29 protein-coding genes, 3 tRNA genes and 1 pseudogene are annotated in these 25,965 nt (G+C 62.1%); 20 read left to right on the top strand and 13 right to left on the bottom strand.

Features of this window, described 5'->3' with window-relative positions:
- Positions 1–34: 34 nt before the first annotated feature.
- Entirely contained in the window at positions 35–1,873 is a 1,839-nt protein-coding gene (gene phaC / locus ASG43_RS05840) for a class I poly(R)-hydroxyalkanoic acid synthase (protein WP_056501669.1), read from the bottom strand.
- 312 nt (positions 1,874–2,185) lie between these two features.
- On the opposite strand from phaC, the gene ASG43_RS05835 reads away from it, so the two are divergent.
- The 5 genes from ASG43_RS05835 (at position 2,186) to recJ (ending at position 8,264) form a co-directional block, all read left to right on the top strand.
- A complete protein-coding gene (locus ASG43_RS05835) occupies positions 2,186–2,632 on the top strand; it encodes a hypothetical protein (RefSeq protein ID WP_056501667.1) in 447 nt (148 codons plus the stop codon).
- Between the two features lie 89 nt (positions 2,633–2,721).
- A complete protein-coding gene (locus ASG43_RS05830) occupies positions 2,722–3,942 on the top strand; it encodes an LL-diaminopimelate aminotransferase (protein WP_056501664.1) in 1,221 nt (406 codons plus the stop codon).
- Positions 3,943–4,060: 118 nt separating this feature from the next.
- A complete protein-coding gene (locus ASG43_RS05825) occupies positions 4,061–5,365 on the top strand; it encodes a homoserine dehydrogenase (RefSeq protein ID WP_056501662.1) in 1,305 nt (434 codons plus the stop codon).
- Between the two features lie 90 nt (positions 5,366–5,455).
- Entirely contained in the window at positions 5,456–6,445 is a 990-nt protein-coding gene (gene glpX, locus ASG43_RS05820; protein WP_056501657.1) for a class II fructose-bisphosphatase, read from the top strand.
- A gap of 28 nt (positions 6,446–6,473) precedes the next feature.
- Complete coding sequence (gene recJ / locus ASG43_RS05815; RefSeq protein ID WP_056501654.1) at positions 6,474–8,264, top strand: single-stranded-DNA-specific exonuclease RecJ; 1,791 nt, start codon at positions 6,474–6,476, stop codon at positions 8,262–8,264.
- Positions 8,265–8,324: 60 nt separating this feature from the next.
- Here the strand turns inward: recJ and ASG43_RS05810 are convergent, their stop codons facing one another.
- The 4 genes from ASG43_RS05810 to ASG43_RS05795 all read right to left on the bottom strand — a co-directional run bounded on the left by ASG43_RS05810 (position 8,325) and on the right by ASG43_RS05795 (position 9,689).
- Positions 8,325–8,654: a hypothetical protein gene (locus ASG43_RS05810; protein ID WP_056501651.1), complete on the bottom strand. Its 330-nt coding sequence runs from the start codon at positions 8,652–8,654 to the stop codon at positions 8,325–8,327.
- Between the two features lie 106 nt (positions 8,655–8,760).
- Complete coding sequence (locus ASG43_RS05805) at positions 8,761–9,057, bottom strand: hypothetical protein (protein ID WP_056501650.1); 297 nt, start codon at positions 9,055–9,057, stop codon at positions 8,761–8,763.
- Positions 9,058–9,101: 44 nt separating this feature from the next.
- A complete protein-coding gene (locus ASG43_RS05800) occupies positions 9,102–9,284 on the bottom strand; it encodes a hypothetical protein (protein WP_056501648.1) in 183 nt (60 codons plus the stop codon).
- A 93-nt stretch (positions 9,285–9,377) separates the two neighbouring features.
- Positions 9,378–9,689, bottom strand: coding sequence for a hypothetical protein (locus ASG43_RS05795; RefSeq protein WP_056501644.1), 312 nt, complete (start codon positions 9,687–9,689; stop codon positions 9,378–9,380).
- Between the two features lie 193 nt (positions 9,690–9,882).
- On the opposite strand from ASG43_RS05795, the gene ASG43_RS05790 reads away from it, so the two are divergent.
- Complete coding sequence (locus ASG43_RS05790) at positions 9,883–10,410, top strand: DUF4142 domain-containing protein (protein ID WP_056501641.1); 528 nt, start codon at positions 9,883–9,885, stop codon at positions 10,408–10,410.
- Between the two features lie 245 nt (positions 10,411–10,655).
- Here ASG43_RS05790 and ASG43_RS05785 read toward each other — a convergent pair.
- From ASG43_RS05785 to ASG43_RS05775, 3 genes are all read right to left on the bottom strand, one after another.
- Positions 10,656–10,730: transfer RNA gene (locus tag ASG43_RS05785), tRNA-Glu, on the bottom strand.
- A gap of 129 nt (positions 10,731–10,859) precedes the next feature.
- A complete protein-coding gene (locus ASG43_RS05780; protein ID WP_056501638.1) occupies positions 10,860–11,960 on the bottom strand; it encodes a D-Ala-D-Ala carboxypeptidase family metallohydrolase in 1,101 nt (366 codons plus the stop codon).
- Positions 11,961–12,167: 207 nt separating this feature from the next.
- The gene (locus ASG43_RS05775) at positions 12,168–12,608 is read right to left on the bottom strand and encodes a VOC family protein (protein ID WP_056501635.1); all 441 of its coding nucleotides are present in this window, start codon (positions 12,606–12,608) and stop codon (positions 12,168–12,170) included.
- A gap of 187 nt (positions 12,609–12,795) precedes the next feature.
- On the opposite strand from ASG43_RS05775, the gene ASG43_RS05770 reads away from it, so the two are divergent.
- Positions 12,796–13,389 (top strand): cold-shock protein, encoded by a 594-nt coding sequence (locus ASG43_RS05770; protein WP_056501634.1) that lies wholly within the window; start codon positions 12,796–12,798, stop codon positions 13,387–13,389.
- 14 nt (positions 13,390–13,403) lie between these two features.
- Complete coding sequence (locus tag ASG43_RS05765) at positions 13,404–13,889, top strand: DUF192 domain-containing protein (RefSeq protein ID WP_056501632.1); 486 nt, start codon at positions 13,404–13,406, stop codon at positions 13,887–13,889.
- Between the two features lie 167 nt (positions 13,890–14,056).
- On the opposite strand, the gene ASG43_RS05760 is transcribed toward ASG43_RS05765, so the two are convergent.
- Both ASG43_RS05760 and ASG43_RS05755 read right to left on the bottom strand, forming a co-directional pair.
- Positions 14,057–14,320, bottom strand: a complete 264-nt coding sequence (locus ASG43_RS05760; RefSeq protein WP_156386506.1) for a hypothetical protein — start codon at positions 14,318–14,320, stop codon at positions 14,057–14,059.
- A gap of 124 nt (positions 14,321–14,444) precedes the next feature.
- Entirely contained in the window at positions 14,445–14,651 is a 207-nt protein-coding gene (locus ASG43_RS05755; protein ID WP_082490672.1) for a hypothetical protein, read from the bottom strand.
- Between the two features lie 246 nt (positions 14,652–14,897).
- On the opposite strand from ASG43_RS05755, the gene ASG43_RS05750 reads away from it, so the two are divergent.
- From ASG43_RS05750 to ASG43_RS05720, 8 genes are all read left to right on the top strand, one after another.
- A tRNA-Pro gene (locus tag ASG43_RS05750) sits at positions 14,898–14,974 on the top strand.
- 51 nt (positions 14,975–15,025) lie between these two features.
- Complete coding sequence (locus ASG43_RS05745) at positions 15,026–15,331, top strand: ETC complex I subunit (protein ID WP_056501626.1); 306 nt, start codon at positions 15,026–15,028, stop codon at positions 15,329–15,331.
- Positions 15,332–15,361: 30 nt separating this feature from the next.
- Positions 15,362–15,437: transfer RNA gene (locus tag ASG43_RS05740), tRNA-Arg, on the top strand.
- Positions 15,438–15,949: 512 nt separating this feature from the next.
- Positions 15,950–16,351, top strand: coding sequence for a hypothetical protein (locus ASG43_RS05735; RefSeq protein ID WP_056501623.1), 402 nt, complete (start codon positions 15,950–15,952; stop codon positions 16,349–16,351).
- Between the two features lie 95 nt (positions 16,352–16,446).
- The gene (locus ASG43_RS22570) at positions 16,447–17,328 is read left to right on the top strand and encodes a hypothetical protein (protein WP_162244683.1); all 882 of its coding nucleotides are present in this window, start codon (positions 16,447–16,449) and stop codon (positions 17,326–17,328) included.
- Between the two features lie 244 nt (positions 17,329–17,572).
- A complete protein-coding gene (locus tag ASG43_RS05730; RefSeq protein WP_244487995.1) occupies positions 17,573–18,097 on the top strand; it encodes a DUF2243 domain-containing protein in 525 nt (174 codons plus the stop codon).
- A gap of 115 nt (positions 18,098–18,212) precedes the next feature.
- Complete coding sequence (locus ASG43_RS05725) at positions 18,213–19,253, top strand: DUF1176 domain-containing protein (protein ID WP_162244682.1); 1,041 nt, start codon at positions 18,213–18,215, stop codon at positions 19,251–19,253.
- Between the two features lie 220 nt (positions 19,254–19,473).
- A complete protein-coding gene (locus ASG43_RS05720) occupies positions 19,474–19,959 on the top strand; it encodes a hypothetical protein (RefSeq protein WP_056501618.1) in 486 nt (161 codons plus the stop codon).
- Positions 19,960–19,984: 25 nt separating this feature from the next.
- Here the strand turns inward: ASG43_RS05720 and ASG43_RS22025 are convergent, their stop codons facing one another.
- On the bottom strand, positions 19,985–20,488 hold the full coding sequence (locus tag ASG43_RS22025; RefSeq protein ID WP_162244681.1) for an SH3 domain-containing protein: 504 nt from the start codon (positions 20,486–20,488) through the stop codon (positions 19,985–19,987).
- 209 nt (positions 20,489–20,697) lie between these two features.
- Between ASG43_RS22025 and ASG43_RS23060 the strand changes: the two genes are divergently transcribed.
- On the top strand, positions 20,698–20,991 hold the full coding sequence (locus ASG43_RS23060) for a hypothetical protein (protein ID WP_162244680.1): 294 nt from the start codon (positions 20,698–20,700) through the stop codon (positions 20,989–20,991).
- A gap of 1 nt (position 20,992) precedes the next feature.
- Here ASG43_RS23060 and ASG43_RS05710 read toward each other — a convergent pair whose 3' ends face one another.
- Together ASG43_RS05710 and ASG43_RS05705 are read right to left on the bottom strand one after the other, a co-directional pair.
- On the bottom strand, positions 20,993–21,301 hold the full coding sequence (locus tag ASG43_RS05710) for a cytochrome c (protein WP_200939476.1): 309 nt from the start codon (positions 21,299–21,301) through the stop codon (positions 20,993–20,995).
- Between the two features lie 81 nt (positions 21,302–21,382).
- Complete coding sequence (locus tag ASG43_RS05705; RefSeq protein ID WP_056501608.1) at positions 21,383–22,627, bottom strand: PQQ-dependent sugar dehydrogenase; 1,245 nt, start codon at positions 22,625–22,627, stop codon at positions 21,383–21,385.
- 325 nt (positions 22,628–22,952) lie between these two features.
- Here ASG43_RS05705 and ASG43_RS22020 point away from each other — a divergent pair.
- The 3 genes and pseudogenes from ASG43_RS22020 (at position 22,953) to ASG43_RS05690 (ending at position 25,717) form a co-directional block, all read left to right on the top strand.
- Positions 22,953–23,627: pseudogene (locus tag ASG43_RS22020) on the top strand (IS5 family transposase).
- 83 nt (positions 23,628–23,710) lie between these two features.
- Positions 23,711–24,937 carry an adenylate/guanylate cyclase domain-containing protein gene (locus tag ASG43_RS23455; RefSeq protein WP_082490669.1) on the top strand — a complete coding sequence of 409 codons (1,227 nt, stop codon included), beginning with the start codon at positions 23,711–23,713 and terminating at the stop codon, positions 24,935–24,937.
- Positions 24,938–25,528: 591 nt separating this feature from the next.
- Entirely contained in the window at positions 25,529–25,717 is a 189-nt protein-coding gene (locus ASG43_RS05690; protein WP_156386503.1) for a hypothetical protein, read from the top strand.
- Positions 25,718–25,965 lie beyond the last annotated feature (248 nt).

Raw genomic sequence — 25,965 nt, 5'->3', positions numbered from 1 at the left:
GCCGGGATCGGTTTGCCGGTCCACCGATCGCAGATCAGCTCTTGACGAGGACGTAGGATCCCGGAGCGTCCTCGATGATGTCGAGCCGACCGCCTCCGGGCTCGCGGGCAGGCACGCGGTCGCCGGACAGCGGTTCGATCCAGCGTTGCCAATGCGGCCACCAGGAGCCCGGGCTCTCCTCGGCCTTCGCGAGCCATTCGGCGAATGACACGTCCGGCGAGGGTTTGCCGTTCGTCCAATACTGGTATTTCGGCTTGGACGGCGGATTGACGACGCCGGCGATGTGGCCGGAGCCCGTGAGGACGAAGGTCACGTTCGGCCCGAGCAGGAGGCTGCCCGTGTAGACGCTGAGCGCCGGCGCGATGTGATCCTCCTTGGTCGCCAGATTGTAGATCGGTATCTCGACCTTGGACAGATCGAGCCGCATGCCGTCGATCTCCATGCGCCCGGTCGCGAGACGGTTCTCGAGATAGCAGTTGCGCAGGTAGAAGAGATGGTTGGCCCGCGGCATGCGCGTGGAATCGGCGTTCCAGTAGAGAAGGTCGAAGGCCATCGGCTCCTTCCCCCTCAAATAGTTGTCGACGAAGTAGGGCCAGATCATGTCGCCCGCCCGCAGCATGTTGAAGGCGGTCGCCATGCGCGAGCCTTCGAGATAGCCCTTCGCCTTCATGCTGTTGGCGAGTTGGTCCAGTTGCTCCTCGTCGACGAAGACCTTGAGGTCGCCGGCATGGGTGAAGTCGACCTGCGTCGTCAGGAGGGTCGCGGACCGGATCCGGTCGTCGCCCTTGCCCGCGAGATAGGCCACCGCCGCCGCGAGAAGCGTTCCGCCGACGCAGTAGCCGACGAGATTGGCGCCTCGCTCGCCCGTCGCCTTCTCGATCGTATCGAGCCCGAAGAGAATCCCGTCCTGGATGTAGTCCCGCCAATCCTTGGCGGCGTGGCTTTCGTCGGGATTGACCCAGGAGATCACGAAGACCGTGTGGCCTTCCGCGACGGCCCAGCGGATGAAGGATTTCTGGGCGTTGAGATCGAGAATATAGAACTTGTTGATCCAGGGCGGACAGATCAGGAGCGGACGCGCCAGAACGGTCTCGGTCGTCGGCGTGTATTGGATGATCTGGCAGACCGGGTTCTGTGCGACGACCTTGCCCGGCGTCGTCGCCATGTCGCGGCCGACCGTGAAGCACGAGGCGTCGGAATGGCGCATGCGAAGCTGCCCGCGTCCCTCGGCCATGTCCTCGGCGAACATCTTCATACCCCGCACCAGATTGGCGCCGTTCGACTCCAGCGTCTCGCGATAGAGCTCGGGATTGGTCAGCAGAAAATTCGACGGCGAGAGCGCGTGCGAGATCTGTCGAACGTAGAAGGCGGCCTTGTGCCTTGTATGGGGATCGAGACCCTCGGCGTTTTCGACGAGCTCGTCCGCCCAGGTCGAGGTCGTGAGATAGACCTGCCGCAGCACGTCGTAGAGAAGGTTCTCGTGCCAGGCGGGATCGGCGAAGCGCTTGTCCGCGCGACCGGGCTGCAGCGTTTCGGTCTTGGCCTCCTCCTCCTCGCCGCCCAGACGCTTCACAGCTTTCGCCCAGATGTCGAGATAGCCGGTCATCAGCTTGGTCTGCGCCTCGACCAGACGCGAAGGGTCCGACATCCAGTAGTCGCCGACCTTCGACAGCGTCGTGACGAGTTGCTTGATGCTGACCGGACTGTCGTCGACCGACTCGCCGCGCTCGCGGGGCTCGACCCAGGCCGCCGCGGCCTTGCCGAGATGCTCGATCACATGGGCCATGTTCCGCGTGAAGGCTTCGGGATCCCGCGGCGCGAAGGGCGGCATGGCGTTCGGTTCGGCTTGGCTTCCCGGTGTGTTGCCGTCCATGCCCATTTCCTCCCGGCTTCGGTCCGCACGCCATTCGTGTGGCTCGCCGCACGACCCGCCGCCGCGATGCAACGTCCCCCGTTCCGCCGAACCGTGCACCGACGAAAGGTCGGCGGCACGGGAGGACCGAACATCTGCGACGTTTCATCGAGATCTCGGCGCTCGAGCTTCGACCCCTCTCTTAAAAGCACAATCCTCCGGTCTTGTTCACCCATTGGCTGTGCTGCACCGCCGTCGCAGAACGCTTTTCTTCCAAAGCGTCGGCGGCTGCGCTATGAGCGAGGCGAAACATGGTGAAGGCGGACATCCGCGATGATCAAGAAGATGCGTGGGAGCAGCCTCGCCGCGGTGTCGTGCACCGTCATGGCTTTGGCAGGCTGCCAGTCGATTCTGCCCGGCGATGGTCCGTCGCGTCTCGCCTTGCGACAGATCCCCGTGGTGGCGTCGTCGGGACAGCGGCTCGGTCCCGACGGCTACCCGCTCCTCGGCGACTATCCAAACGCGGCGACCGCGCAGATCGACACGGCGTCCGTCGAAGCCGCGAAGAGCGAGTTGAAAGCGGCGGGCGCGTCGCGGCGTGCCGATGCGGCGTCGACCGACGCCGCCTACCGCAGCAAGCTCGCCGAGATGGAGAGCATCAAGGCGGGACAGCGACGGGCCGTCGCGGAAGCCGCCGCGCCGCCGGCCGAATCGCCGAAGGCGCGGGTGTCCGGCAGCGATCCCGACGCGGTGCTCCGCGAGATCGAAGGTCAGCGCTAGAGGCGACATCCTGCGCGTCGGCGCGATGGTGATCGAGTTCAGGCGGTTCGGTCGAACCGCTTTCCTGTTTCAGACCGCGAGGACATGCCATGACCGAGGAGTTCCATAAGGTTCGCCGCCTGCCGCCCTACGTCTTCGAGGAGGTCAACCGCCTGAAGGCGTCGGCGCGCGGACGCGGCGCCGACATCGTCGATCTCGGCATGGGCAATCCGGATCTTCCGACGCCGTCCTTCGTCGTCGACAAGCTCTGCGAGGCGATCCGCGATCCGCGCACGCACCGCTATTCCGCATCGAAGGGCATCGCGGGCCTGCGCCGCGCCCAGGCCGCCTATTATGAGCGGCGCTTCAACGTGAAGCTCGACCCCAACACCGAGGTCGTCGCCACGCTCGGCTCGAAGGAGGGCTTCGCCAACATGGCGCAGGCGATCACCGCGCCCGGCGACGTCGTCCTCTGTCCCAATCCGACCTATCCGATCCATGCCTTCGGCTTCCTGATGGCCGGCGGCACGATCCGCGCGATCCCGGCCAAGCCCGACGACGACTTCCTCGTCGCCATCGAGCGCGCCGTTCGCCACTCGATCCCCAAGCCGCTGGCGATCATCCTCAACTTCCCGGCCAACCCGACCGCCTATGTCGCGGACCTCAAGTTCTACGAGGCCGTCGTCGCCTTCGCCAAGAAGCACGAGATCATCGTCCTCTCCGACCTCGCCTATGCCGAGATCTTCTTCGACGGACCGCCGCCGCCCTCGATCCTGGAAGTTCCGGGTGCGATCGACGTCGCGGTGGAGTTCACCTCCATGTCGAAGACCTTCTCCATGCCGGGCTGGCGCATCGGCTTCGCGGTCGGCAACCGTCGCCTGATCGCGGCGCTGGCGCGCGTCAAGTCCTATCTGGACTATGGCGCCTTCACGCCGATCCAGGTGGCTGCGACGGCGGCCCTCAATGCCGGCGACGATGCGATCGCCGAGGTCCGCTCGATCTACAAGCACCGCCGCGACGTTCTCGTCGACTCGTTCGGCCGAGCCGGCTGGAAGGTTCCGTCGCCCTCCTCGACCATGTTCGCCTGGGCCCCGATTCCCGAGGCTTACCGTCACCTCGGTTCGCTCGAATTCTCCAAGCTTCTCATCGAGAAAGCGGATGTCGCGGTGGCGCCCGGTGTTGGCTTCGGCGAGCACGGCGACGATTTCGTGCGCATCGCCCTTGTGGAGAACGAGCATCGCATTCGACAGGCTGCGCGCAACATCAAGCGTTTCCTTGCACCGACGCAGGAAGCGGGGCAAAACGTCGTGCCCTTCAGCGCTCGCGCCTGACGGCTCCAAGCGATAAAGACACGTCGCCGTGCGTCACCCTGGACGCGCGGCGTTCTCACATGACGCATCGATCGGCACGGCCGTGCGGCCCCCGGTCCCACCAGCAAGGCAGGCTTTCATGGACAGCCCGTTGAGGCTCGGCATCGCCGGGCTCGGTACCGTCGGCGCATCGGTCGCCAAGCGCCTCATCGAGCGCGCGGCGCAGTTCGCAGCCCGCTCGGGCCGGCCCATCGCGGTCGCTGCCGTCTCCGCGCGCGACGCCGGCCGGGACCGCGGGGTCGATCTCTCCGCGGCGACCTTCTTCGACGATCCGGTGAAGCTCGCCGCCAAGGGCGAGATCGACGTCTTCGTCGAGTTGATGGGCGGATCGGAAGGACCTGCGCTCGAAGCGGTGAAGGCGGCCCTCCAGCGCGGACTGCCGGTGGTGACCGCCAACAAGGCTTTGCTCGCCCATCACGGCGTCTCGCTTGCCAAGCTCGCGCAGCGCAAGGGAACCACCATCTTCTTCGAGGCGGCCGTCGCCGGCGGGATCCCCATCATCAAGACGCTGCGGGAGTCGCTCGCCGGCAACTCGGTCAGCCGCGTCTACGGCATCCTGAACGGCACCTGCAACTACATGCTGACGCGGATGGAAAAAGAGGGCATCGCCTTCGACGACTGCCTGAAGGATGCCCAGCGGCTCGGCTATGCCGAGGCCGATCCGACCTTCGACATCGGCGGCTTCGATGCCGCGCACAAGCTGGCGCTTCTCACGTCGCTCGCCTTCGGCTGCGAGATCGACCTCGACTCGGTCTTCATCGAGGGCATCTCCGCGATCTCCAACGACGACATCAAGGCCGCGGCCGAACTGGGCTATCGCATCAAGCTGCTTGCGGTCGCCCAGCGCACGGAAAGCGGCATCGAGCAGCGCGTCCACCCGACGATGATCCCCGCAAGTTCGGCGCTCGCTCAGGTCGACGGCGTGACGAACGCGGTCGCGGTCGACACCGACCTTCTCGGATCGATCCTCCTCGTCGGCCCGGGGGCGGGCGGCAATGCCACGGCGTCTGCGGTGCTCGCCGACATCGTGGACATCGCGGTGGGCTCGGCGACGCCGACCTTTTCCGTCGCACCGTCCGATCTGGTGCCCTACAAGAAGGCGCGCATGCGGGCGCACGAGGGCGGCTACTATATCCGTCTCAGCGTCCTCGACCGCGTCGGGGCCTTCGCTTCGATCGCCCGGCGCATGGCGGAAAACGGCATTTCTCTGGACTCGATCGTCCAGCGCAAGCCGCAGGGAAGTCGGGACGAGGAGACCGCGCCCGTCGTCCTCATCACGCATGAGACGACGGAGGCGGCCGTGCGCAAGGCGCTCGACGGGCTTTCCCGTGACGGGCATCTGGCGGGCGAGCCGCGCATGATCCGGATCGAGCCGCTGGATTGAACCTTCGCCTGGCCCGGCCAGGCGTTCTGCCGCAGCCATCGTCCCGTCAAGGGCCGGGCGGATAGACCCGCTTTTCGACAGGAGCATTCCATGAGCGAGACGATGGCCGAACGGGGACCTCTGGACCGGGCGCTGACGATGGAGATCCTCCGCGTCACCGAACGGGCTGCCGTCGCCGCCGCCATGCTGCGGGGCCGCGGCGACGAGAAGGCCGCCGATCAGGCCGCCGTCGATGCGATGCGCTCGGAACTGAACATGCTTCCGATCGACGGCACGATCGTGATCGGCGAGGGCGAGCGGGACGAAGCGCCGATGCTCTACATCGGCGAACGGGTCGGTCGGGGCGGCGGGGCGGTGGTCGACATCGCGCTCGACCCGCTGGAGGGCACCACGATCTGCGCCAAGAACCTGCCGAATTCTCTCGCCGTGATCGCGATCGCCGAGAAGGGCAGCCTGCTCAACGCGCCCGACGTCTACATGGAGAAGGTCGCGATCGGCCCGGGATATCCCGACGATACGATCGGCCTCGACCGCACGCCGGAAGCCAATCTCCTCGCTCTCGCCAAGGCGAAGGGTGTGCCGGTCGGCGAGATCACGGCCTGCATCCTCGACCGGCCCCGTCATGCCAAGCTGATCGAGGAGGTGCGCGCCACCGGCGCCGCGATCCGGCTTCTCGGCGACGGCGACGTGGCCGGCGTCATTCACACCACCGATCCCGAGGAAACCGGGATCGACATCTATATGGGCATCGGCGGTGCGCCGGAGGGCGTTCTGGCGGCCGCGGCGCTCCTGTGCACCGGCGGGCAGATGGTCGGTCGGCTGAACCTCAACACCAACGAGAAGCGCATCCGCGCGGAATCCATGGGGATCACGGATCCCTACAAGATCTACCGGCTGGAAGACATGGCGCGCGGGGACGTGATCTTCGCGGCGACGGGTGTGACCGACGGCAATCTCCTTGACGGTGTCCGCTTCTACCGCGACCGGATCGAGACCCACACGCTGGTCATGCGCTCCTTCTCGAAGACGATCAGGACCGTGCGTGCCAAGCATTTCGACCGCAAGAAGTTCGGTCTCTGACCTCGGTCGTTCCCGGAGCGCCTCGGGCATGAACCGCGAGCGGCTCTTTCTCGGCGTCGAGGCGTCCGCCGGCGGGCGTCGGTGGGTCCATGCCTTGAGCGAACGAGCCGAGGTGCTGGCCTCGCAGATCGCGCAGGCGCACGGCCTTCCCGATGTGCTCGCCCGCGTTCTCGCGGCCCGCGGCGTCGCGCCGGCCGATGCCGCGCGCTTTCTGGCGCCGACGATCAAGGAGCTGATGCCCGACCCCTCCGATCTCACCGACATGGCGGCGGCAAGCGTGCGCATCGCCGACGCGATCGAGCGGGGAGAGCGGGTCGCGATCTTCGGCGACTACGATGTGGACGGCGCGGCCTCCGCCGCGTTGCTCTGGCGCTACCTTGCCCCGTTCGGCATCGAAGCGACGATCCGCATCCCGGACCGCATCACGGAAGGTTACGGGCCCAATCCCGAGGCGATCCGCGAGCTGGCTCTGGCCGGTGCGACCCTCATCGTCACCGTGGATTGCGGCACGACCAGCCACGAGGCGCTGGAAGCCGCGCGGGCGGCTGGCGTCGATGTCGTCGTGCTCGATCATCACCAGACTGGCACGTCGCTTCCCGAAGCGGTCGCGATCGTCAATCCCAACCGGCAGGACGATCTTTCGGGGCAGGGGCATCTGGCGGCAGTCGGCGTCGTGTTCCTGACGGTGGCCGCAGTGTCGCGCGAGTTGCGCCAGCGCGGGCGGCCCGGCCGCGACCTGCCGGACATTCTCGGCCTGCTCGATCTCGCGGCGCTCGCGACGATCTGCGATGTGGTGCCCCTGATCGGCTTCAACCGCGCCTTGGTGGCGAAGGGGCTCGCGGTGATGCGGGCGCGGACCAATCCCGGCTTGCGCGCGCTGGCCGAAGTGGCGCGCATTTCCGGTCCCCTCGATCCCTATCATCTCGGCTACATTCTCGGCCCCCGCATCAATGCCGGCGGCCGGATCGGCGAGGCCCATCTGGGAAGCCGGCTCCTGACCGTCTCTGACGCGAACGAGGCGGCTGCGCTGGCCGACCAGCTCCATCGTCTGAACGAAGAACGCCAGGCCATGGAGCGACACATGGTGGCCGATGCCGAGGAGGAGGTCGCGGCCGAGATCGGACAGGGCGAAGGGCCGCCGGTGCTCGTCGCCGCCCGTTCGGACTGGCATCCCGGCATCGTCGGGCTGATCGCCGCTCGCCTCAAGGAGCGTCACCGTCGGCCGGCCTTCGCCATCGCCTTCGACGCCTCGGGCAAGGGCAGCGGCTCCGGGCGGTCCGTGTCCGGCTTCGACATCGGCGCGCTGGTGCGCGGCGCCGTCGAGGCCGGCATCTTGGAGAAGGGGGGAGGGCACGCGATGGCCGCCGGCCTCACCATTCGTCGCGAGCGGCTCGGTGCGTTCCGTGCCCATGTGGAAACGGGTACAGGCAATCTTGCGGCGGAGCTGCGTCGCGGAGAGGTCCTGTCGATCGACGGTGCGGTCAGCGCCATGGGTCTGACGCGCTCGCTGCTCGATCACCTGGAAAGCGCGGGTCCCTATGGATCGGGCCACGCTCCGCCCTTGCTGGCGCTGCCCCGGCACCGGATCGACTCATCGGCTGTCGTTGGAGCCGGTCACGTTCGCGCGACCCTCAAGGCACAGGACGGCGCGGTTCTGTCCGCAATCGCCTTCCGCGCCGAGGAGACGGAGGTCGGGCGGATGCTGCTCGACCACCGCAACCGCCTGGTCCACGTGGCGGGAACGCCGACGCTCGACCGCTACCGCGGACGCGAGTCCGTCGGCTTTCGAATCGTCGACGTCGCCGCAGCCGGGCTGTGACTTTCAGTTTCGGTCTTGCTGCGTTCGTCCCGGTGACGATCCCGATGCCGGGCGCCCGTTTCAGGCGATGTAATCCCTGTCATCGCCAGTCGCGCGGTCTTCGGTCTGCTGACGCACGCTTTCTTCGAGATCGGCGAGGCCGTCGGCCGTCTCGTGTCCACCGGAAGCATCGTTGCCGGCGGTGATCTCGCTCATCGGCTGTGTCGCGACATCCATGTAGAGCGCATCGTCGTCGGCGAGGCTCGCCGGTTCGCGATCGTCGGGATCGCGTCGCGATTCGCCACCGGCGCTCTCCAGGATCGGCTGATCCGCATCCAGGAGTTCACCCTCGGCCGCATAGCCGGACGATGGAGCGTTCGGCTTGCGCTGCTCCGGAAAATCCTTCGTCATGTCGTCTCTCCTGTCCATCAACGTTCGAGATAGCAATGATGTCGGCGTCGTTGGGTTGCGGCTGAGACTCCGGTCTTGTGGCCATCGCCGGTCTCGCGAGGGTCCGTCACGACACCAGCGTCAACTGCTTCTGGGAGGAAGCCGACGCGGGTTCGCGACGCGTCGCCCAGTCTGCGGCGATAACCTGCGTCGGTGCGGTGGTCAGCGTGACCTCGTCGCCCCAATGCAAGCCGTAGAGCGGCCCGTCATAACCTGCTGCCCGCCATTGCCGCATCAGCATGTTCCAGACGCTCGGCGTCTCCAACTGACGGCCGAGCATCCAGAGCAGCTTGCTCTTCTTGATGCGGATCGAGCCGACATCGTCGAGATCATGAAAAAGGGCGTGGAGAAGATCGTACTTCAAGGTCGTCGTCCGTTGGTCGGGGCGTCGACCGGCCCGTAGCGAGCCTATCGATCCTGCTGGTAGCCCTGATGGGTCGTGTTGATTTTCGCGTTGCCCTGCTGGCCCTGCTTATCGGTATTGCCCTGGCCCTGAGCCATCTGGTCAGGTGCGTCCTTGGAGGTTCCAGGATCGCCGGCGCCCTTCGGGCTGCGATTCTCCGTGGGGACCGGGGGTGCCTTGCTCGTCATCGTCGGGTTCCTTTCGAAATGGACGTTGTTCGACGTCGCGGGGTCGACCGCCGGGATGGGTTCAGAAGGGTCTCGGGTCGAGGAGACCTTGTGTCAGCGAGACTTGGTGCTGCTCTCGTCGCCCGACACGATGGTCCGCTCCCCGCCCATGACGCCGGTCGTGTTTTCGGTGTCTTTCGGCGCGTCGAGCGGCGCGCCCTGTTGATTGGCAACCGTGTCCTGCTGCTGCTCGACCTGCACGAACTTGGAATCGAGGCCACGCTCGTCGCCATGCTGCGCCTTGTCCCGGTTGCTGAGAACCATGTTCTGCCCGAGAATCTGGTCCGCGAGGTCCGTCATCGCGCCCGATCCGTCGCCCTTGCCCTGGGTGCCCGGGCCGAGATGCTTCTTGCTTGCGTTCGCCATGGGACCGTCTCCGTCGAAGTGATCGATGGAAGAGGAATCGAGAGGACGGGGGGACCGTTCCGGAGCAAGTGGTTCGGCGCCTAAGGGAGATCGGCCGCTTCCAATCGATTCCCGCACACGGATCCGCTGCGGAACATGCGTCGGTCCGATCGGATTGACCTCCTCGAGATCCCCATTCCGAGCAGAGGTTCCCATGCGAACGAGACATGTCCTGATTCTGGCCCTCCTTCCCTTCGCAATCCATTCCGTCGCAGCCCAGACGACGCCGGGCCTCGACGCCGCCGTGCGTTCGGAGATGACGCCGGACGAGGCCTTCGCGACGAATGCGGCTTCATCCGACCTGTTCGAGATCGAATCGAGCAAGATCGCCCTGGAGAAGGCCAGCCGGGAGGATGTGAAGACCTTCGCGACCCACATGATTCGGGATCACGAAGCGACGTCCGCGAAGCTGAAGGCTGCGGCTGCGGCGGACGGCTTGGAACCGATTTCCGCGCCCGATTCCAAGCGCGCCCAGATGATCAAGAACGCCCAGCAGGCGAAGAAGGATCATTTCGACGCGACCTACCTGAACCTGCAGGTCACGGCGCATCAGGAGGCCGTGGCTCTCTTCGATGACTACGCCAAGACCGGTACCGGTCAGAACCTCAAGGCCTTTGCGGTCGAGAGCCTGCCAGCGCTCCAGCAGCATCTGGAGGAAGCGAAATCCCTGGATTCACAATAGGCCGTCTTCGGCGAACCCGTTCGCGGGCAACCATCCATGGCGGAGGGCATCGGTGCCCGATGCGGCATCAGTGCTCGATGCGGCATCGGCATCCTGCGCCAAAAGCGGACAGCGCGTCGCTTAACGCGAGCTTCGTGCAAGCGCAACGCATGTCGCAGCGATGATGTCTATGAACGGTCGGCTTCGACGAGAAGCCCTTTGTCGAAGATCCGCCGCGCACCTTGCGGACCACTTCTTTGGGGAAGTGGTACGCCCAAGGGGAGTCGAACCCCTCTCTCCACCGTGAAAGGGTGGCGTCCTAACCGATAGACGATGGGCGCAGCGAGGGCGTGTATAGAGGCCTTCCCTGGGAGGCGCAAGAGGTGAAATCAGGGAGACATGCAGGTTTTTACCACCCCGCGCGCTTGGCCGATTCGAGAGGATCGAGAGTCCTCCCACCTCACGGATCGTCAGGTCCGGCGTCGCCGGCAGGCCCAGTTCCAGTCGCGCTGGGCTCCGATGTCGATGTGGATCGCGGTCGTATGGCAGTAGGTGCCAACACCGCCGCGGCCGGGCAGATTGCGCACGTAATTGGCCACTTCCAATTTGTTCGCGCCGGGGATCTGGATGTCGGCCGCCTTGCAGGCCATGTGCATCGATCGCTTGGCGCCGTTGACGGCGCGGTTGTGCGTCGGACTGCGATAGCCGGACGTCACGACGACCTTGGTGCCGAATCGGGCCTCGACGGCGCGGATCATCGCGACCAGCTTCGGCTCGAAACAACTCGTCTGGACGTCCGGGCGCTGCACGCGAAGCCCGTTCGGGGCCAATCGCGCCATGCCGCCGAGGGAGGCGACTTCGTAGCTGCCCTCCTCACCGGTGGCCTCTTCGAGGATTTCCGCATCGTAGTCGGCGGACGCCTTCTGTCCGATCTCGAAGAGCGAGGCATTCGACTTCACGCCGGGAAGCGCCGGACCGCCGTGATCGACGGCCGTCGGAGCACCCTCCTGATGGAGAATCACGCGCCGGCTCTTGCCACTCTCGCCGTTGCGAATCGGCGTCTTGGCTTCCGATTGGGTGAACAAAGACGCAAACAGCGTGGAATCGGCCTGCCGAACCGCCTTGCGGTCGGGATCGGGCGACGAGGCGTTGATCGTGCCGCCGGCATAGGCGGCAATGGTGGTGCGACCGCTTGCCAAAGGCTTCTCGCCCTCTTCGGCCACCGCATCCCCGTCGACCGCAGCGGCGAGGCGCGACGACTTGCCGTCGGATCCATCAATCGTCGCTGGTTCCTCGGACGTGCCGCCCGTGGTCGCCGCAACATCCGCCTTCGCGTCGTCCACAGCGCCTTTCGCAGCATCGGCGGCCCCGTCGGCCGCCTCCGCCGGAACCGGCGCCGTTCCAGCCGCATCGTCGGCAGCCGCCTGCTGAGCATTGTTGAACCCGAAGGCGGACGTGTCCTCGACCGCTGAAACGCAGCCGCCGAGCAGGGGCACCATGACGGCGAGAGTCGCAGCCGCGGTGGTCCGCCGAAGTGCACGCAGACGCGAGCCGAAGGTCGATGTCGTCAAGCCTGTCCACCCTTTACGATGGGCACGGCCCGTCGAGCCGCTTGCACCCCTGAAGACGTGCCGACGACATCGGCAGGTCCGATCATTCCATCGACGGCAGGTCCCCACCCGCCGCATACCTCCCGAGAGAGGCACGCGGCGCCGTCACAGCCTGTAAAGCAATTCATGCGCTATGGCGAGAATGCGGCCTTACGAAGGCTTAATGTTTTACCAGGAACCGGTGTTCTGCATGGAAACCCATGGTTCCTCGGGAGCCTTGGCCGGACCTTTCTGCAACAGTTCGAAGGAAATGTTGTCCGGTGATTTGACGAAGGCCATGTTGCCGTCCCGCGGCGGGCGATTGATCACGACGCCCTTTTCCATCAGCGCGCGGCATGTCTCGTAGATATCGTCCACTTCATAGGCAAGATGGCCGAAATTGCGTCCGCCCGTATAGGTTTCAGGATCCCAGTTGAAGGTGAGTTCGATGAGCGGCGCCTTCGTTTCCGTCGCGGTCTCCAGATCGTCCGATGCGGACAGGAAGACCAGCGTGAAGCGGCCCTTCTCGTTCTCCGTCCGGCGGGTCTCGATCAGGCCCATCTTGCCGACATAGAAGTCTAGCGACTCGTCGAGGTCGCGCACGCGGACCATGGTGTGCAGATAACGCATGAGGTTCTCCGGATTGCCGATGCATCAAGGGTAGGGTGAAAGTTCCGCCCGCCAACCGACGGCGCCGGTTCGGCACGTTTTTGACGTGTCGCTGTGCGAAGAGGCACCAAGACGTACTGACAAACGCTGTGATGCTGATATCGTCATTTTTAGTGATTCGTTCAGGCGTGAGAGGCCGAAGTCCCGGATGTCCGAGAGCACCTCTGCCAGATTTCGCCTCGCCCTCGATCCGCTCTCCGACGAGCGAAGCGACGGTGAAGGCTTGGACCTCGATATGATTTCGGGCCACATCAAGTGGTTCGACGTTTCCAAGGGGTTCGGCTTCGTCGTGCCCGACGGCGGCGGCGAAGACGTGCTTCTGCACGTGACCTGCCTTCGCCGGGACGGCTTTTCCACGGTCCTGGAGGGAACCCGCGTGGTCTGCGAGGTGCAACGCGGCGACCGGGGGCTGCAGGCGTTCCGTGTCCTGTCGATGGATGCGTCGACGGCGGTTCACCCTTCGCAGATGCCGCCATCCCGCCTTCAGGTGCAGGTCGTGCCCGATAGCGGGCTGGAGCCTGCGACGGTGAAATGGTTCAACCGCACCAAGGGCTACGGTTTCGTGTCCCGAGGGGAGGGCACGGAGGACATCTTCGTCCACATGGAGACGCTGCGCCGTTTCGGCATGACGGAGCTCCGGCCGGGGCAAGAGGTTCTCGTGCGCTTTGGAACGGGATCGAAGGGGCTCATGGCGGCGGAAGTCCATCCCGCGTCCGGTTCCGAGCAGCCGGCTTCGCATTGAAGGGTCCAGTCGCAATGCCCGGACGGACGCGTCGCCGCTCGATCGCCTTCATCGCGGGCCTCCTCGCCTTGATCGGCGCGGGAACCGCCACCCTCTACACGGCGATGGCCGGTTCCGCCGGCACGCTCGTGACGCAAAGCGCTCAGCACTCGATCGACGTCGAGGTGGCCGATACGCCCGACGAGCGCGAGTACGGCTTGATGAACCGGCAGTCGATGCCCGCGGATGCCGGCATGCTGTTCGATTTCGAGGCGGATCGGCCCGTCACCATGTGGATGAAGGACACCTATATCCCGCTGGACATGGTGTTCATGGACGCCGGCGGCCGGATCACCCGGATCGCCGCCAACGCGCAGCCGCTGTCCCTGGATCTCATCGAATCCGGCGGGCCGGTGCGCTATGTCCTGGAGCTCAACGGCGGAGCGGCGGCTCGGTACGGACTGAAGGCCGGCGATCGACTGGATCACCCCCTGATCGGCCGCAAGCCCGCCGATCCCTGATCGCGTCGAAGCCGTGGGCATCGGTCATCGGCGGAGGGAAGCCAGGTTTCGATTTCGAGGGCGCTCGACGACCTCGCCCGACGCCCGCCTCGGATCTGTAGGCTCGGACCTCGAATCCATCACGTTCTCTCGTGTCGTGATTGGCGCCAAACCATGACATCGGTGATTCACAGCTGGATCTTGCGCGGCACATAGCCGCCGCGGCGGATGATGGCGGCGATGGCGATCTGCTCGTTGAGAGGCTTGCTGAGAATCGGGAGGACGCGTCGCTCCCAAATCTCGCGCTGCGCGGAGTCGAGACTGCCCTGTCCACGCTCCGCCACCGCTTCGGCGACGGCCATCTCCTTCGAGCCCGGCTCCAGCAGTTCGGCGGCGATCACGTCTCGGATGAGATCCTTCAACTCGCGATCGACCGTCGTCATGCGACTCATCTGCCACTCCTCCATGCAACTCGGCGCTGGAGGTAGTTCGTTGGTGCGCTCGGTCCAAGACGGGTGCCGACCAAAACTTCGTGTGATGGAAAACGAGGCCCTCGACCGGCGAGCCGCCATGGCTTCAACTGGACGCGCCGTCCCCGACATCGCCTTCCCCGTCCTGCGAGTCCGTATCCGGCAGCGTGCCCGCTCCGGGCGTCCGGCTGTCGTCGGTCAGCTCGGGCTTGGCATGCGGACCGGCCGCCGGCCGCTCGTCGTCGGCCCCGCCGCCGCCACTGGTCCCGGCTGCGTCTGAGGCTTTCGTTCGATCCTCGATATCGTCCGCCATGCGACGATCCCTTTCCAATAGTCTGAGACGGGCACTTTGGAACGGGGCATCCCGTTTCGTACCCGATACCCGTTCCCTGGTTTCGAAACGCCGTCCCCGCAGGCCGGTTGCAGCCTTTTGCGTCCCGGCCCGAAAGCTTGCAGCGAAGGGTCGGCACGATCGGTGGGCATCGCCGCGCCCGGCCGCCGCTTCGTCGCGCTTGACTATCTCGGCGAAAGCCCGCAAAGCCTCCACCTCAGGCCATGTCGGAGCGTAGCGCAGCCTGGTAGCGCATCTGGTTTGGGACCAGAGGGTCGCAGGTTCGAATCCTGCCGCTCCGACCATGGCCTGACGGTCTTCGGCAGCGTCGTCATGCGGCGCTTTGAGGTTTGAGCATGGTCGCACGCATTTTCCGTCCCGCCCGAACCGCGATGCAATCCGGCAAGGCCGGCACGCGTGAATGGCTTCTCATGTACGAGCCGGAAGAGGCCAAGAAGGTCGAGCCGCTGATGGGCTACACCTCGTCCGGCGACATGCTGGCCCAGATCCGCCTGTCCTTCGAGAGCCGCGAGGCCGCGGTCGAGTATGCCGAACGCAACAGCATTCCCTATCGTGTCGAGGAGCCGAAGGACCCGACGCGTCGCAAGGTGTCCTACACCGACAATTTCCGCTACGATCGTCGTCAGCCCTGGACGCATTGAAGCGTTCGCCGGCCCGAGTGCAACTCGATCGGCCCCGTAGCTCAGAGGATAGAGCACCGGCCTTCTAAGCCGATGGTCGCTGGTTCGAATCCAGCCGGGGTCACCAACGATTTCAGCGATTTAAGTGGTGACCTGCCGCTCTTCATGTCGCAAACATGTTGCATCGGGTTTCGTTGATTTTCATGCATTTTCCTACGGTCGCCGCTAGTCGATGCGACATGGAATGCGACATGGAAGGGGGTCACGAAACGTTACCCCCCTTGGGGTCTCCCCACTTCTGGGACACCCAACAGAGCCGATCCTATCGGCTTAGTCGCAGGGAGTAGCGCTTCGCGACCCCCTCGGGTCTGTCCAGTTTTGGGCATACCCTTTCCCCCAAATTGGGGGGCTACGTCGACCGCCCCAAATTTGGGGCGGTTGGGGGTCTCCTCAATTTTGAGGACACCCACTTCCGACGCCATTCGTCGGATGTCACCCCGCCACGTTGAAGGTGCAGGGCACCGCCATCGTCAGCAGATAGACCGGGCCGACGGCCGTTAGCGTCATCGTACGACGAACGGAAGAGCCGTGGCAGCCGCGCAGACGCCGTGCCAAGATGCCTCGACCGGACGAGGATCCATGAGCGCAGCACCAGACGATTCGAGCGGTAATCGCAGCCTCAACCTTGGCTTCTCCCTAACAGGGATGCTCGATGTCTATCGCGATCGGGACGTTGAGGGGCAACTGCTAGGGGCAGATGTGACGTGGTGTGAGAAGGAGGACGACAAGCCCCAAATCACCAGCCTCATGTTTGTCTGGACTGAGAAGCCGGAGAATCGGAAAAGCGTGCTTGCCACGCGCGACGGCCTGAGTGTCACCGTCCGACTGACATCCCTTCCGGTCTTTGAGCGAATCGCCAGCCTCCCAGTCGGCCGCATTGTCCAGGCACGAGCGTCATTCGACGTGCCGGTCCTTTCATCGTTTCATGTCGACATGCCGAAGCCGTGGAATTGGAGACGGTGGTCGCTTCCTTCGCGGTAAGCATTAAGTCGACGAGTGTGTCGGCTGGTATGCGGAAGACGGCCTGAAGCAATGCGCGAAACATATAGCTCTCCTCCGAATCCTGAGAAGAAAGGGTGGCGTCCCATGCCCTCTTCGCCAAACTCGTCCAAGAAGCGGAGCGGACGCGCTTGATCCATTCGTTGCAGCTATGGATTTCGGACCTTTGGTCCGCTGTTTTCGAGCTTTGGACCGGATTCTGGTCCATTTTCCCTGCGGAAATCGATCCCGGGTACGCGGCAATCTTCGGTTCCGTAGTTAGCGGGTGCGTCGCCGTGATCGCCGCCTACATCGCGTTCACAAACATTTCCAGGCAAGCGCGTCTCGGCTTTCGGTCACTCATACGTTCCCAAGCAAATCAAGCAAAACTTGATCGAGACGCTCGTGTTGAACAGTCGGTATTGGATAGGGTAGCTAGAGAGCATCAAGCTGATCTTAGCCGAATTTCCGAAGCGAACCGCAAGACTGAAGAGCGCAAAACGCTTGCTAATTCGCTTGTTGGCGAAATCTCGGCGATAACTCAACAGGTCAAAGACAGGCAACTGATTGCACGACTGTACATAGAGTGGATGAATACTGGTGTAGAGATACCTGGCCTCGATTTATCTAAATTGCTTATGAGTTATAAAGCGCCGGTTTTTGATGCTAACATCCATAAAATCGGCGACCTTGGAGCGTCTATGGCGTCAGACATAGTGCTTGTTTGGGCTCTCCCTCAGTCTGTCTACACCGGTGCGACACCAATCAACTCTAACCGGGAGATGGCAATACTTTTTCTCCAGGGTTTAAACGACGCCCACGAACAATGGACGTTCGACGCCTATCACGTTCAGGAACGCCTGCTTGCAATGCTAAGCGGATCTGCGGATCCGGGACCTGTGTTTTTCGCGCGGAAGAAGCGGAAAGAAGCTGCGGTGAGCGCTTCTAAAGGTGGCAAGGCACAGGTTCAGCCGACGTAAGCCATCTCTCATTACACGAACAGCAGCGCCACGACCGTCAGCATCGCCGCGGCCGTGAGCGCCACGTCCAGCGCGAGCCGCGGCTTCACGCGGGCTCCACGAGGCGCAACGCTGGCGTCTTGGCGAAGGGATCGATCCGCCGCCGGTGACGTTCGGCCAAGTGGGGATGATCTGGTGCGAGACGTTGACGCCAAGTTCATCGCGGAGAACAGCGGCGGGCCGGGAGCGCGACTGAGGAAGTCTTATGTTGGAAGCTCATAGAACGATGATTGACAAACAATCGAGACCTAGAAAATTTCCCGTCGCCGCTGGTGTGCTATTTGGCTTGGGGCTGGGTGGTTTCTTCGACGGCATCGTACTGCATCAGGTGCTTCAATGGCACCACATGGTTAGCAGCAAATATCCTCCTGATACAATCGAGAACCTAAGGCTCAACACGCTTCTTGACGGCATCTTCCATGCAAGCACCTACGTCTTCGTTGTTCTCGGTCTTCTCATGCTGTGGCGGACTGCTCACAAATCGCATCTTTGGTGGTCCAGCAAACTTTTGCTCGGCACAATCCTGATGGGCTTCGGCATGTTCAACCTGGTGGAGGGGATCGTCGATCATCAAGTGTTCGGACTTCATCACGTCAACGAAACCGTCCCGCGAGAGCAGTGGATTTACTGGGATGTCGGCTTCCTCATTTGGGGTGCGGCTATGCTGATCGGCGGGTGGATGCTGTTCCGGTCTGGCCAAAAAGATTCGGCGGGGGAAACCGTGAGATGAGCCGCTGCTTCTTGAAGCCACACGAAGCACGCCAAGGGCGACGAGGTGCTCGACGCGCGCAGGCAAGGCTTCTCGGCTCTCGCCGGTCCGGTGGAACTCCGAAGGAAGCCGTGTGTTGATCCGCCTTACCGTGTGCCTCCTCGCCTTGGTCGTCGGCAGCGCGCAAGCGGACCCGATCCAGTCCTACGACACTTACAGGTCCTGGCTCCTTGCCTGTGACAACACCCTCAACTGCGTCGCGAAAGGGTTCGGTGACATCGATCCACGTGCCGAAGTCACGCTGGAGCGAGCGGCAGGGTCAGACGGCGAGCTCCTGCTCAGGTTGGCCTCTGGTACGGCCTTCACGATCGATCAAGTGGCGATCGACGGCAATCCCGTCATCCTTGAGAGCAGCGAATGGGCTCCGGTGCCGGGCGACGTTGGGACCACTTTCTCGTCAGATCAGCTTCCGGTCGTCCATTCGCTGCTGGCTCAGATCAAAGACGGTCATGAGCTCTCATTCGGCCCAGGTGGTGAGATACCTCTGGATGGTTTGGTCGCCGCCCTGCTGCGAATGGATGAGCGGCAGGGACGCCTCGGTGGGACGACAGCGCTCATACGAAAAGGCAGATTGCCGGCAAGCCGAGTTCCGGACGCCCCTCCTGTTCCCACGATACCGGATCGACCGATAACCGCCTCGCTCAACCCAGGTGAGGCCGAGCACCTTGCAGCCACTGTCAGATCGACACAAACGGCCGTGTTTGCTGAGGAAGGGTGTCAAGACGATCGGCTCGCCATTGAGCCGAGTGTCTACGCCCTGAGCGATGCGCAAGCTCTTGTAACCTTCGCTTGTATCATGGGAGCATACCAGGGTTCATCGATCGGCTTCCTTATATCTCGCGATAACAAGGTCGCGCAGCAGCTGAAGTTTCCGGTCTCTTATCAGAGCAATGGAACTCAACCCGTAAATGAAGACCTTCTGTCGGAAAGTGATTTCAATCCAGAAACAGGTCGGCTCTTCATGTCCGCCAGAGGGCGAGGACTATTCGACTGCGGCATGTCCGCGACATGGTTGTGGAACGGCCGCGAGTTCATCATGACCGAACTTGCTCTTCAGGAAAGATGCGGAGGCACCGAGCTAGCCGACTGGCCGACGGTGTTTCGCTCAAATCCTTGAGCCAGCGGGACCTTTGGAAGGTAAGCGATGCGCGCTACACCCAGCCAGAAATGCAGCTTTATCTGCAGTCGACAAGCTCGCCGGAGGCCCCAGCGCTCCACACAACGCATGTCGGCTTCGCCGTTTGACACGCCGTCACCGCAAGCGAGATGATCACGCAGATGGCTAATCGTCCCATGCCAGACCTTCCCTTGTAATTCTTCCTGAAGCGGAGCAACCGATGACCCGCCTGTTGACGATCCTGCTGATATGCTTGAGTGGGCTCGCTCCTAGCCATGCTGAAGAATGGCAGACGCTGCGGAATGAAGCCTATGGCTTCTCGGTCGAAGTGCCAGACGGGTTCGAAGTTCGGGATCCTGACGTCTACGGATGGACATTCGCAGACGCTTCCGGTGTTAGAGTGTTGGTGTTTGCCGTAGACTTGCTCGTCAACACGTTCGAAGGGGAAGCTTCGAACAAGGTCGTCTTCGCGATGGACAACGGGTGGGGAATCGAACAGTCGTCCATGGGTCAGGAGAGAGCCAAGTTTATTGGCGTAAAAAACGGGCGTGTTCTGGAGGCCTATGGCATCTGGCTCTGCATGGACGCCGCAGCAGTCATCAACGTCGAGTACGATCAAGCACGGTCGCGAGTTCTCGAACCGACGATCAAACGTCTTGTAGCAAACCTCAAGCCGCCCGAGGGATGTGAGTTGTCCGAACCCTGACGCAGCTCGGTTGCCTTTCTCCAGGTCACTGACCGCTCAGGTACTTCCTGTTCACCCAGCCCTCTTGCCCTGACGAGCGGATCTTCTGCCAAGAGCCTTTGGCGTACGGCAGGAATGAGATCTCGCACTTATTACGACCGAGACGTAGCAGCACCTTGCTCTGGGTCGATGGGTAGGCGCGAAGGTTCAGTTTGTCTCCCGCAGCCACTCCGGACACGCAGTAGCGTGCTGGTGAGACCATCGAGATGAAGCGCTCGTTAACCCAGCCCTTTCGCTGACCATCGTCAACAGGGCACCACCCGTTGCTGCAATCGTTCGTTACGAGGATGCCGCAGGTGCCGTACTTCTTACCCGCCAACACCTTCGCTGAGGCGCTTGGAGCCTTGCGCAGGTTGAGTGCGTCATTCGCAGCGACGTCTACGACGCAGTGCTCCTCGCCTGGAACTGCCGACGCAGCGTGAGCAGGAGAAGAACTCCAGGCTGCAGCGACAATCACCGCAGATCCGATGAATTGTAGCGCGCGTATCATGGCGACCTCCCGTAAGCTCAAGATCATCGGATAATGCTCGATGCAATCTGACTTGTCGATGAACGAGCTAGAAGACCCTAGGTGTCCTGTCGCGATGTTGCTTCTGCGCGCCGTAGTTAGGGTGAGCCAGGGTAGGCGCCCCTGCTTCAACGAGAGGTGACGTTCGCTCAACGATCTATATCTTGGCAGCGTTCTTACGGGAGGCTGCCATGACAGGCGTATCCGTCGCGCTTTATCTTTTCCTCGCATTCGGCTTGCTCCTCAAGGCTGCGAAGTACGCGTTCGGCCCTGTATCAGCGTCGCATCATCGAGCAGCACTCGAGCGAGATGGCGCTCCGCTGACTCCAAACCTAGTGGTCCTGCTGCGAGCGATCTACATCCCGATGAGCGCGGCTATCGCTGACTTCGCCGTCCTCTTGGCTGCACTGGCCGTTGTTCCGATTGCAGCAGGAGAGCAATGGGCCAGCATGGCGGCTACCGGCGCCGAGCCGCTTGGCTTTTAGTTCAAGGTCCTACCTTGAACGGAATAGAGGCATAGTAGGCAGCTACGTCAGCGATATCGGCGTCCTCAAGTCCAGACGCCACCACCGCCATCTGTTCGTTCTGACGCGCTCCCGTCTTGTAATCCATGAGCGCTTTGACGAGGTAGCTCTCCTTTTGTCCAGCTAAGTTCGGTGCTTCTTCAAGCTTGGCGATGCCGTCTTTGCCGTGACAGACTTGGCACATGCCCATGACCTTTTTGCCGCGGACGAGATCAGCGGCTGAAGCTTGTGTCAGTGTCAGGCCTACGGCTATTGCCGCGAGAATATACATGCGTTTATGCAAAGTCGCGCTCCCATGTGCGAATGGATACAACTAGCAAGGCGCGGCAATCTACTCGCCGCGCCTTCTCGATCATCCCTCGTACGCGATGCGCCAGACAGCACCTGCCAGATCGTCCGAAACGAGCAGAGAGCCGTCGTTCAGCACCTGAACGTCAACCGGCCGACCAAGATATTCGCCATCAGCCGTCAGCCAGCCGTCAGCGAAGACCTCCGTCTTGTCGGCCGTGCCATCCTCCTTAAGCGAAGTGAAGAGCACACGAGCACCTACTGGCTCGACTCGGTTCCAGGAACCGTGTTGCGTTGTAAAGAAGCCGCCCCGATAAGCTTGAGGGAACTGCTTGCCATTGTAGAAGGAAAGTCCAAGGTCCGCGGCGTGTGCATCGCGCTCTACTGCCGGGAAGATCACCCCATCCGGTACCTTGTCGTCCTTGTACTCCACCGTGCGCGTGTTGCCGCCGCCGTACCAGGGAAAGCCAAAGTTCTGGCCGGGTCCGGTGACGTGATTGGTCTCGCCGACCGGGATCATGTCACCCATGCCGTCGACTTGATTGTCGTTGACCCAGACCGTCTTGTCTTTCGGGTTGAAATCGATGCCGAGCGGGTTACGCATGCCAACAGCATAGACCTGGCGGTCCGTTCCATCCGTCTTCATCGATATGACGCCGCCGATGCCTTGCTTCTGAAAATCGGGCATGACGTCGGCCGCCGGCACGTTGAAGGGCTGTCCGAGCGTCACGTAAAGACGGCCGTCCGGTCCAATTCGGCAGGTCCGAGCGGTGTGGTTGTAGCTCTCGGCCGAGGCCGGCACGAGTTCACCCTGCTTCACGACCGGAAAGGCCGCAACGTCTGGGCCCTCGTAAAAGAACTCGGCCGCGGGAAACGACAGGACGCGATTCTGCTCGGCAAGGTAGAGAACGCCGTCGCGCGAGAAGCAGACGCCGTTCGGCACCGCCATCTTTACAGACGGGGCAAACACCTTCACGTCGTCGGCGACCCGGTCCTTGTTGCGATCGGTCATCGTGTAGACGAGTTCCTTGCGTGTTCCGACGAAGGTCACGACCCCCTGCGGCCCAACGGCCATGTGACGCGCATCTGGCACGGCCGCATAGAGGCTGACCTTGAAGCCGGCCGGCACCTTGATCTTGGCAGCGATCGCCTTCAGCGCGTCGACATTCTCGCCGCTTTGCGCAATCGGCTCCATCATGGCGGTTCCGGTCGTCTTGAAGCCGCCGAGCTTCTCCAGATTGGCGTCCTGCGCCATGGCGGTGGTAGCCAGCCATGCCGTGGTCAGCGCCACGATTGTGGTTTTCAACATAGAAACCTCCCCAGGTCATTGTCGCCGGCGTTTCCCGGTCGTTGTCCCATCTCATTTTGCAACGGGACATGGAGAGTAGACGAGGCGGCGCTTCCTTTAGCAAGCGACGTTCGCATGCAGCGACGCCGTACTCATTAGAATTTGAGAGACCGGGCTGCGAGGGTTGTAGTCGAAAAGCCAATTACCTCTGTAGGATACCTTTAGGCAGCGGAGGTGAAACGCGCCTGAGAGGTGACCTGTCATAACCACATAGATGAAGGCTTAGGGTCAGGACCTACTGATTTGAGGGCGACGATCTGCTTCAGGCTCCGTGAGGAGACTGCGTATGAGCGATCGGTTTTGGCTGACGGACGAGCAGATGGAGCGGCTGCGCCCGTTCTTTCCCAGGAGCCACGGCAAGCCCCGGGGTCGATGACCGGCGGGTTCTGAGCGGCATCGTCGTCAATCGCAACGGACTGCGCTGGCGGGATGCACCGAAAGACTATTGTCCCGCCAAGACGCTGTACAATCGTTGAAAACGTTGGGGCGTGATAGGGATTTTTGTACGGATAATGGAAGGGCTGGCTGCCGCGGGGGCCGAGCCGAAGACGGTGATGATCGATGCGACTTACCTGAAGGCGCATCGCACGACATCGAGCCTACGGGTTAGAAAAGGGGCTTGGACGCCTGATCGGCCGCACCAAAGGCGGTATGAACACCAAGCTCCACGCCGTCACGGATGCGAACGGTCGTCCCTTAAGCTCCTTCATGACCGCCGGGCAGGTCAGCGATTAAACAGGTGCGGCGGCTCTGCTGGACGATTTTCGCGAAGGTGCCCGGTCGCAAATCCCGGATTGAGCCCATCAAATACGACAAGCGACGCTATAGGCGTCGTAGCCGCATCGAGATCATGTTCGGACGTCTGAAGGACTGGCGACGCGTCGCCACCCGTTACGACCGGTGCCCGACCRTCTTCTTCTCCGCCATCGCTCTCGMAGCYACCGTCCTRTTCTGGCTCTGATCAATGGGTCATGACCCTAGATTTTGTCCTCCATAGCATGCGAGTGTCTGACGTCGCTAAGGCGGCTGCAGAAGGGATCTGCCATGTCAGCGACCACGAAGCGTAAAGTCGTACCGCTAGAGAACATCATCGCTCTAAAGCTGACAAATAGTAGTTACATCCTTGGCTTTCTCGTGGCACTATCCGATGCCCCGACTGGGTATTTTGTATTTGGGTCTCATAACTATGCTTTCTCAAGTCTATTTTTTTCCATTTCCTACCTAATTTGCCATCTCATCTCGAGCGGTGGTTACGATCGCGTGGCGAGAATGATCTTTGTCACAATCATGAGCGTACACTTTGGCGTTACGCTAATGTTTGTGGGGCCCTATGCAGGGGTGGAGGTGTACGCCATCTGCATGCTCTTAGTTCCAATGCTGATATTCAGTAAGTCGGAATTAGCCCTTTTAAGGGCTGCGTACGCAATCATGATTTCTCTTATTTGCGTATCAGAGTATGCAGCATCTTTGTATCCGCCAGTTCTTGTCTTGAGTGAAGAAAGCAAAAATATTTTCTACATTACGAACTTGATTTCTGTCGCTATCGTAGTGACATTTTTGTTGTATTTTTATTCTAGGTCTTCACTTAAAAATTATATTGATCTGCAGTTGGAAAGAAATAAGTCGGAAAACATGCTGCGGGATCTTCTTCCCCAAACTGTAGCTGAAAAAATGATACGTGGAGAGCAGATCGTAGCTCAGAGCAACGGCGAATGTACCGTTCTGTTTGCGGACTTAATAGGGTTTACGCGACTATCTGAAAAACTCTCACCGATACACCTTGTAGAATTATTAAACGACATATTCACGGACATCGATGTTATCTGCGATCGCTACGGAATTGAGAAAATAAAAACGATTGGTGACTGCTACATGGCAGCAGCGGGAGCTCTGGAGACACAGGGACAGCCGACTGAGATGGCGCTGCTCGGCTTGGGTATCATCGACATTGTCAAGGACTACGCAGAGCGTACCGGTTATCCCCTTGCAGTCCGTGTTGGCATCAACACTGGACAAGTCGTGTCCGGCGTTATCGGGACGAAGAGACGGATGTTTGATATTTGGGGCCAGACTGTCAATGTCGCGCAGATGCTGGAGTCGAACTGCCTGCCCAACAGGGTGTTGGTCTCCGAGAGCATGCAGTGGCGCCTCAGGCATCGGTTCGAATTCAGCGATGCTCTGCTGCTCGAGGCGAAATCTGGACTAACAATAAACGGTTATTTCATCACAGGGGAACGAGCAGGTCTCGTTAATGAGACTGCTAAGCCGTGATTTCTATTCTACCCAGCTGCACACAGCAATCGCCGCGGTGTTGAGAGCCACGACCACGGCGATCGGCGTCCTCAAGCCGCCGGCCGCTGCGTCGGCACCGGAACATTCTCCGGCGCTTGATCGTCCTTTCCCGTGCCTTCGCCTGGCTGCTTGTTCTCGAAGCTGGTTGTGGCGCCGCCGGAGCGTGAATCTTGTGGGTGACGCTCGTAATCCGGTAGGCTCCGTCATGCCTCGGCGGGCACTACAGAATTGTCTGGACCACGCTTGCCGCCGACGGATGACAGCATAAGCTGTAGAGCCGAGTCGTTAGCCTTTACAGTCTGCACCACATGTTCCCTGGTGTAGCCATTCCTGCGCAAGCCGCTCTCCGATCAGCACCTCGCCGGCGTCGCGTCCGTCTTTCAAACGGAACGTGACAAGCTGCCGGCCATAGCCGTCATCCCGCCGGCAGTCGATGGTGAAGCCGCATAATAGGAGCGCGCCGAGCCGGCGCTTCTCTGTCACGCAGCGGTCAGGTCATCGTGCTTCAGCGGCGTCGAGCGGATGCGGACCACCCCGATTGCGTTGTGCTGGCGCAAAAGGGATTACACGATGGCCGTCGAGATGCTGAACGCGTGGGAAGAAGAAGCGGTCGCTATGAAGCGGCGCGATCTGATGAAGGACGAGACACAGGCTATCAGCGAAGAGATGCTTAAAGGCACGCTGAAGCCGGATATGGACAGGCGCAAGCGAAAGAACGCCATTCGTACTGCTGTCGAAAGCGTGCGCCACGGCCGCTAGGCGCCGAATTGTCGGCGGAGCAGTTGGCGTTGCAGCGGTCTGTAACGCCGACGCTCCGCCCCAGGCGTCTTCATCATCAGAGGGGCGGGTATCTTTGGCTGTGAGGCTCTTTAAGGTCGACCGTACATTGTCACCGGGCGTGCTTTGGTCGTGTCCCGGGACGTGGTGTAGGAAGCGGCCCCTAAGGAGGTGGCCATCACCGATCTTCGGTTAGGGTTCGCATGCGAACTCGAACCTGGAGCCTAAGA

This window comes from Aureimonas sp. Leaf454 (assembly GCF_001424685.1).
GTDB lineage: Bacteria > Pseudomonadota > Alphaproteobacteria > Rhizobiales > Rhizobiaceae > Plantimonas.
Note: the sequence above shows the minus strand (reverse complement) of the source record. Positions and strands in the feature narration are given on the sequence as shown.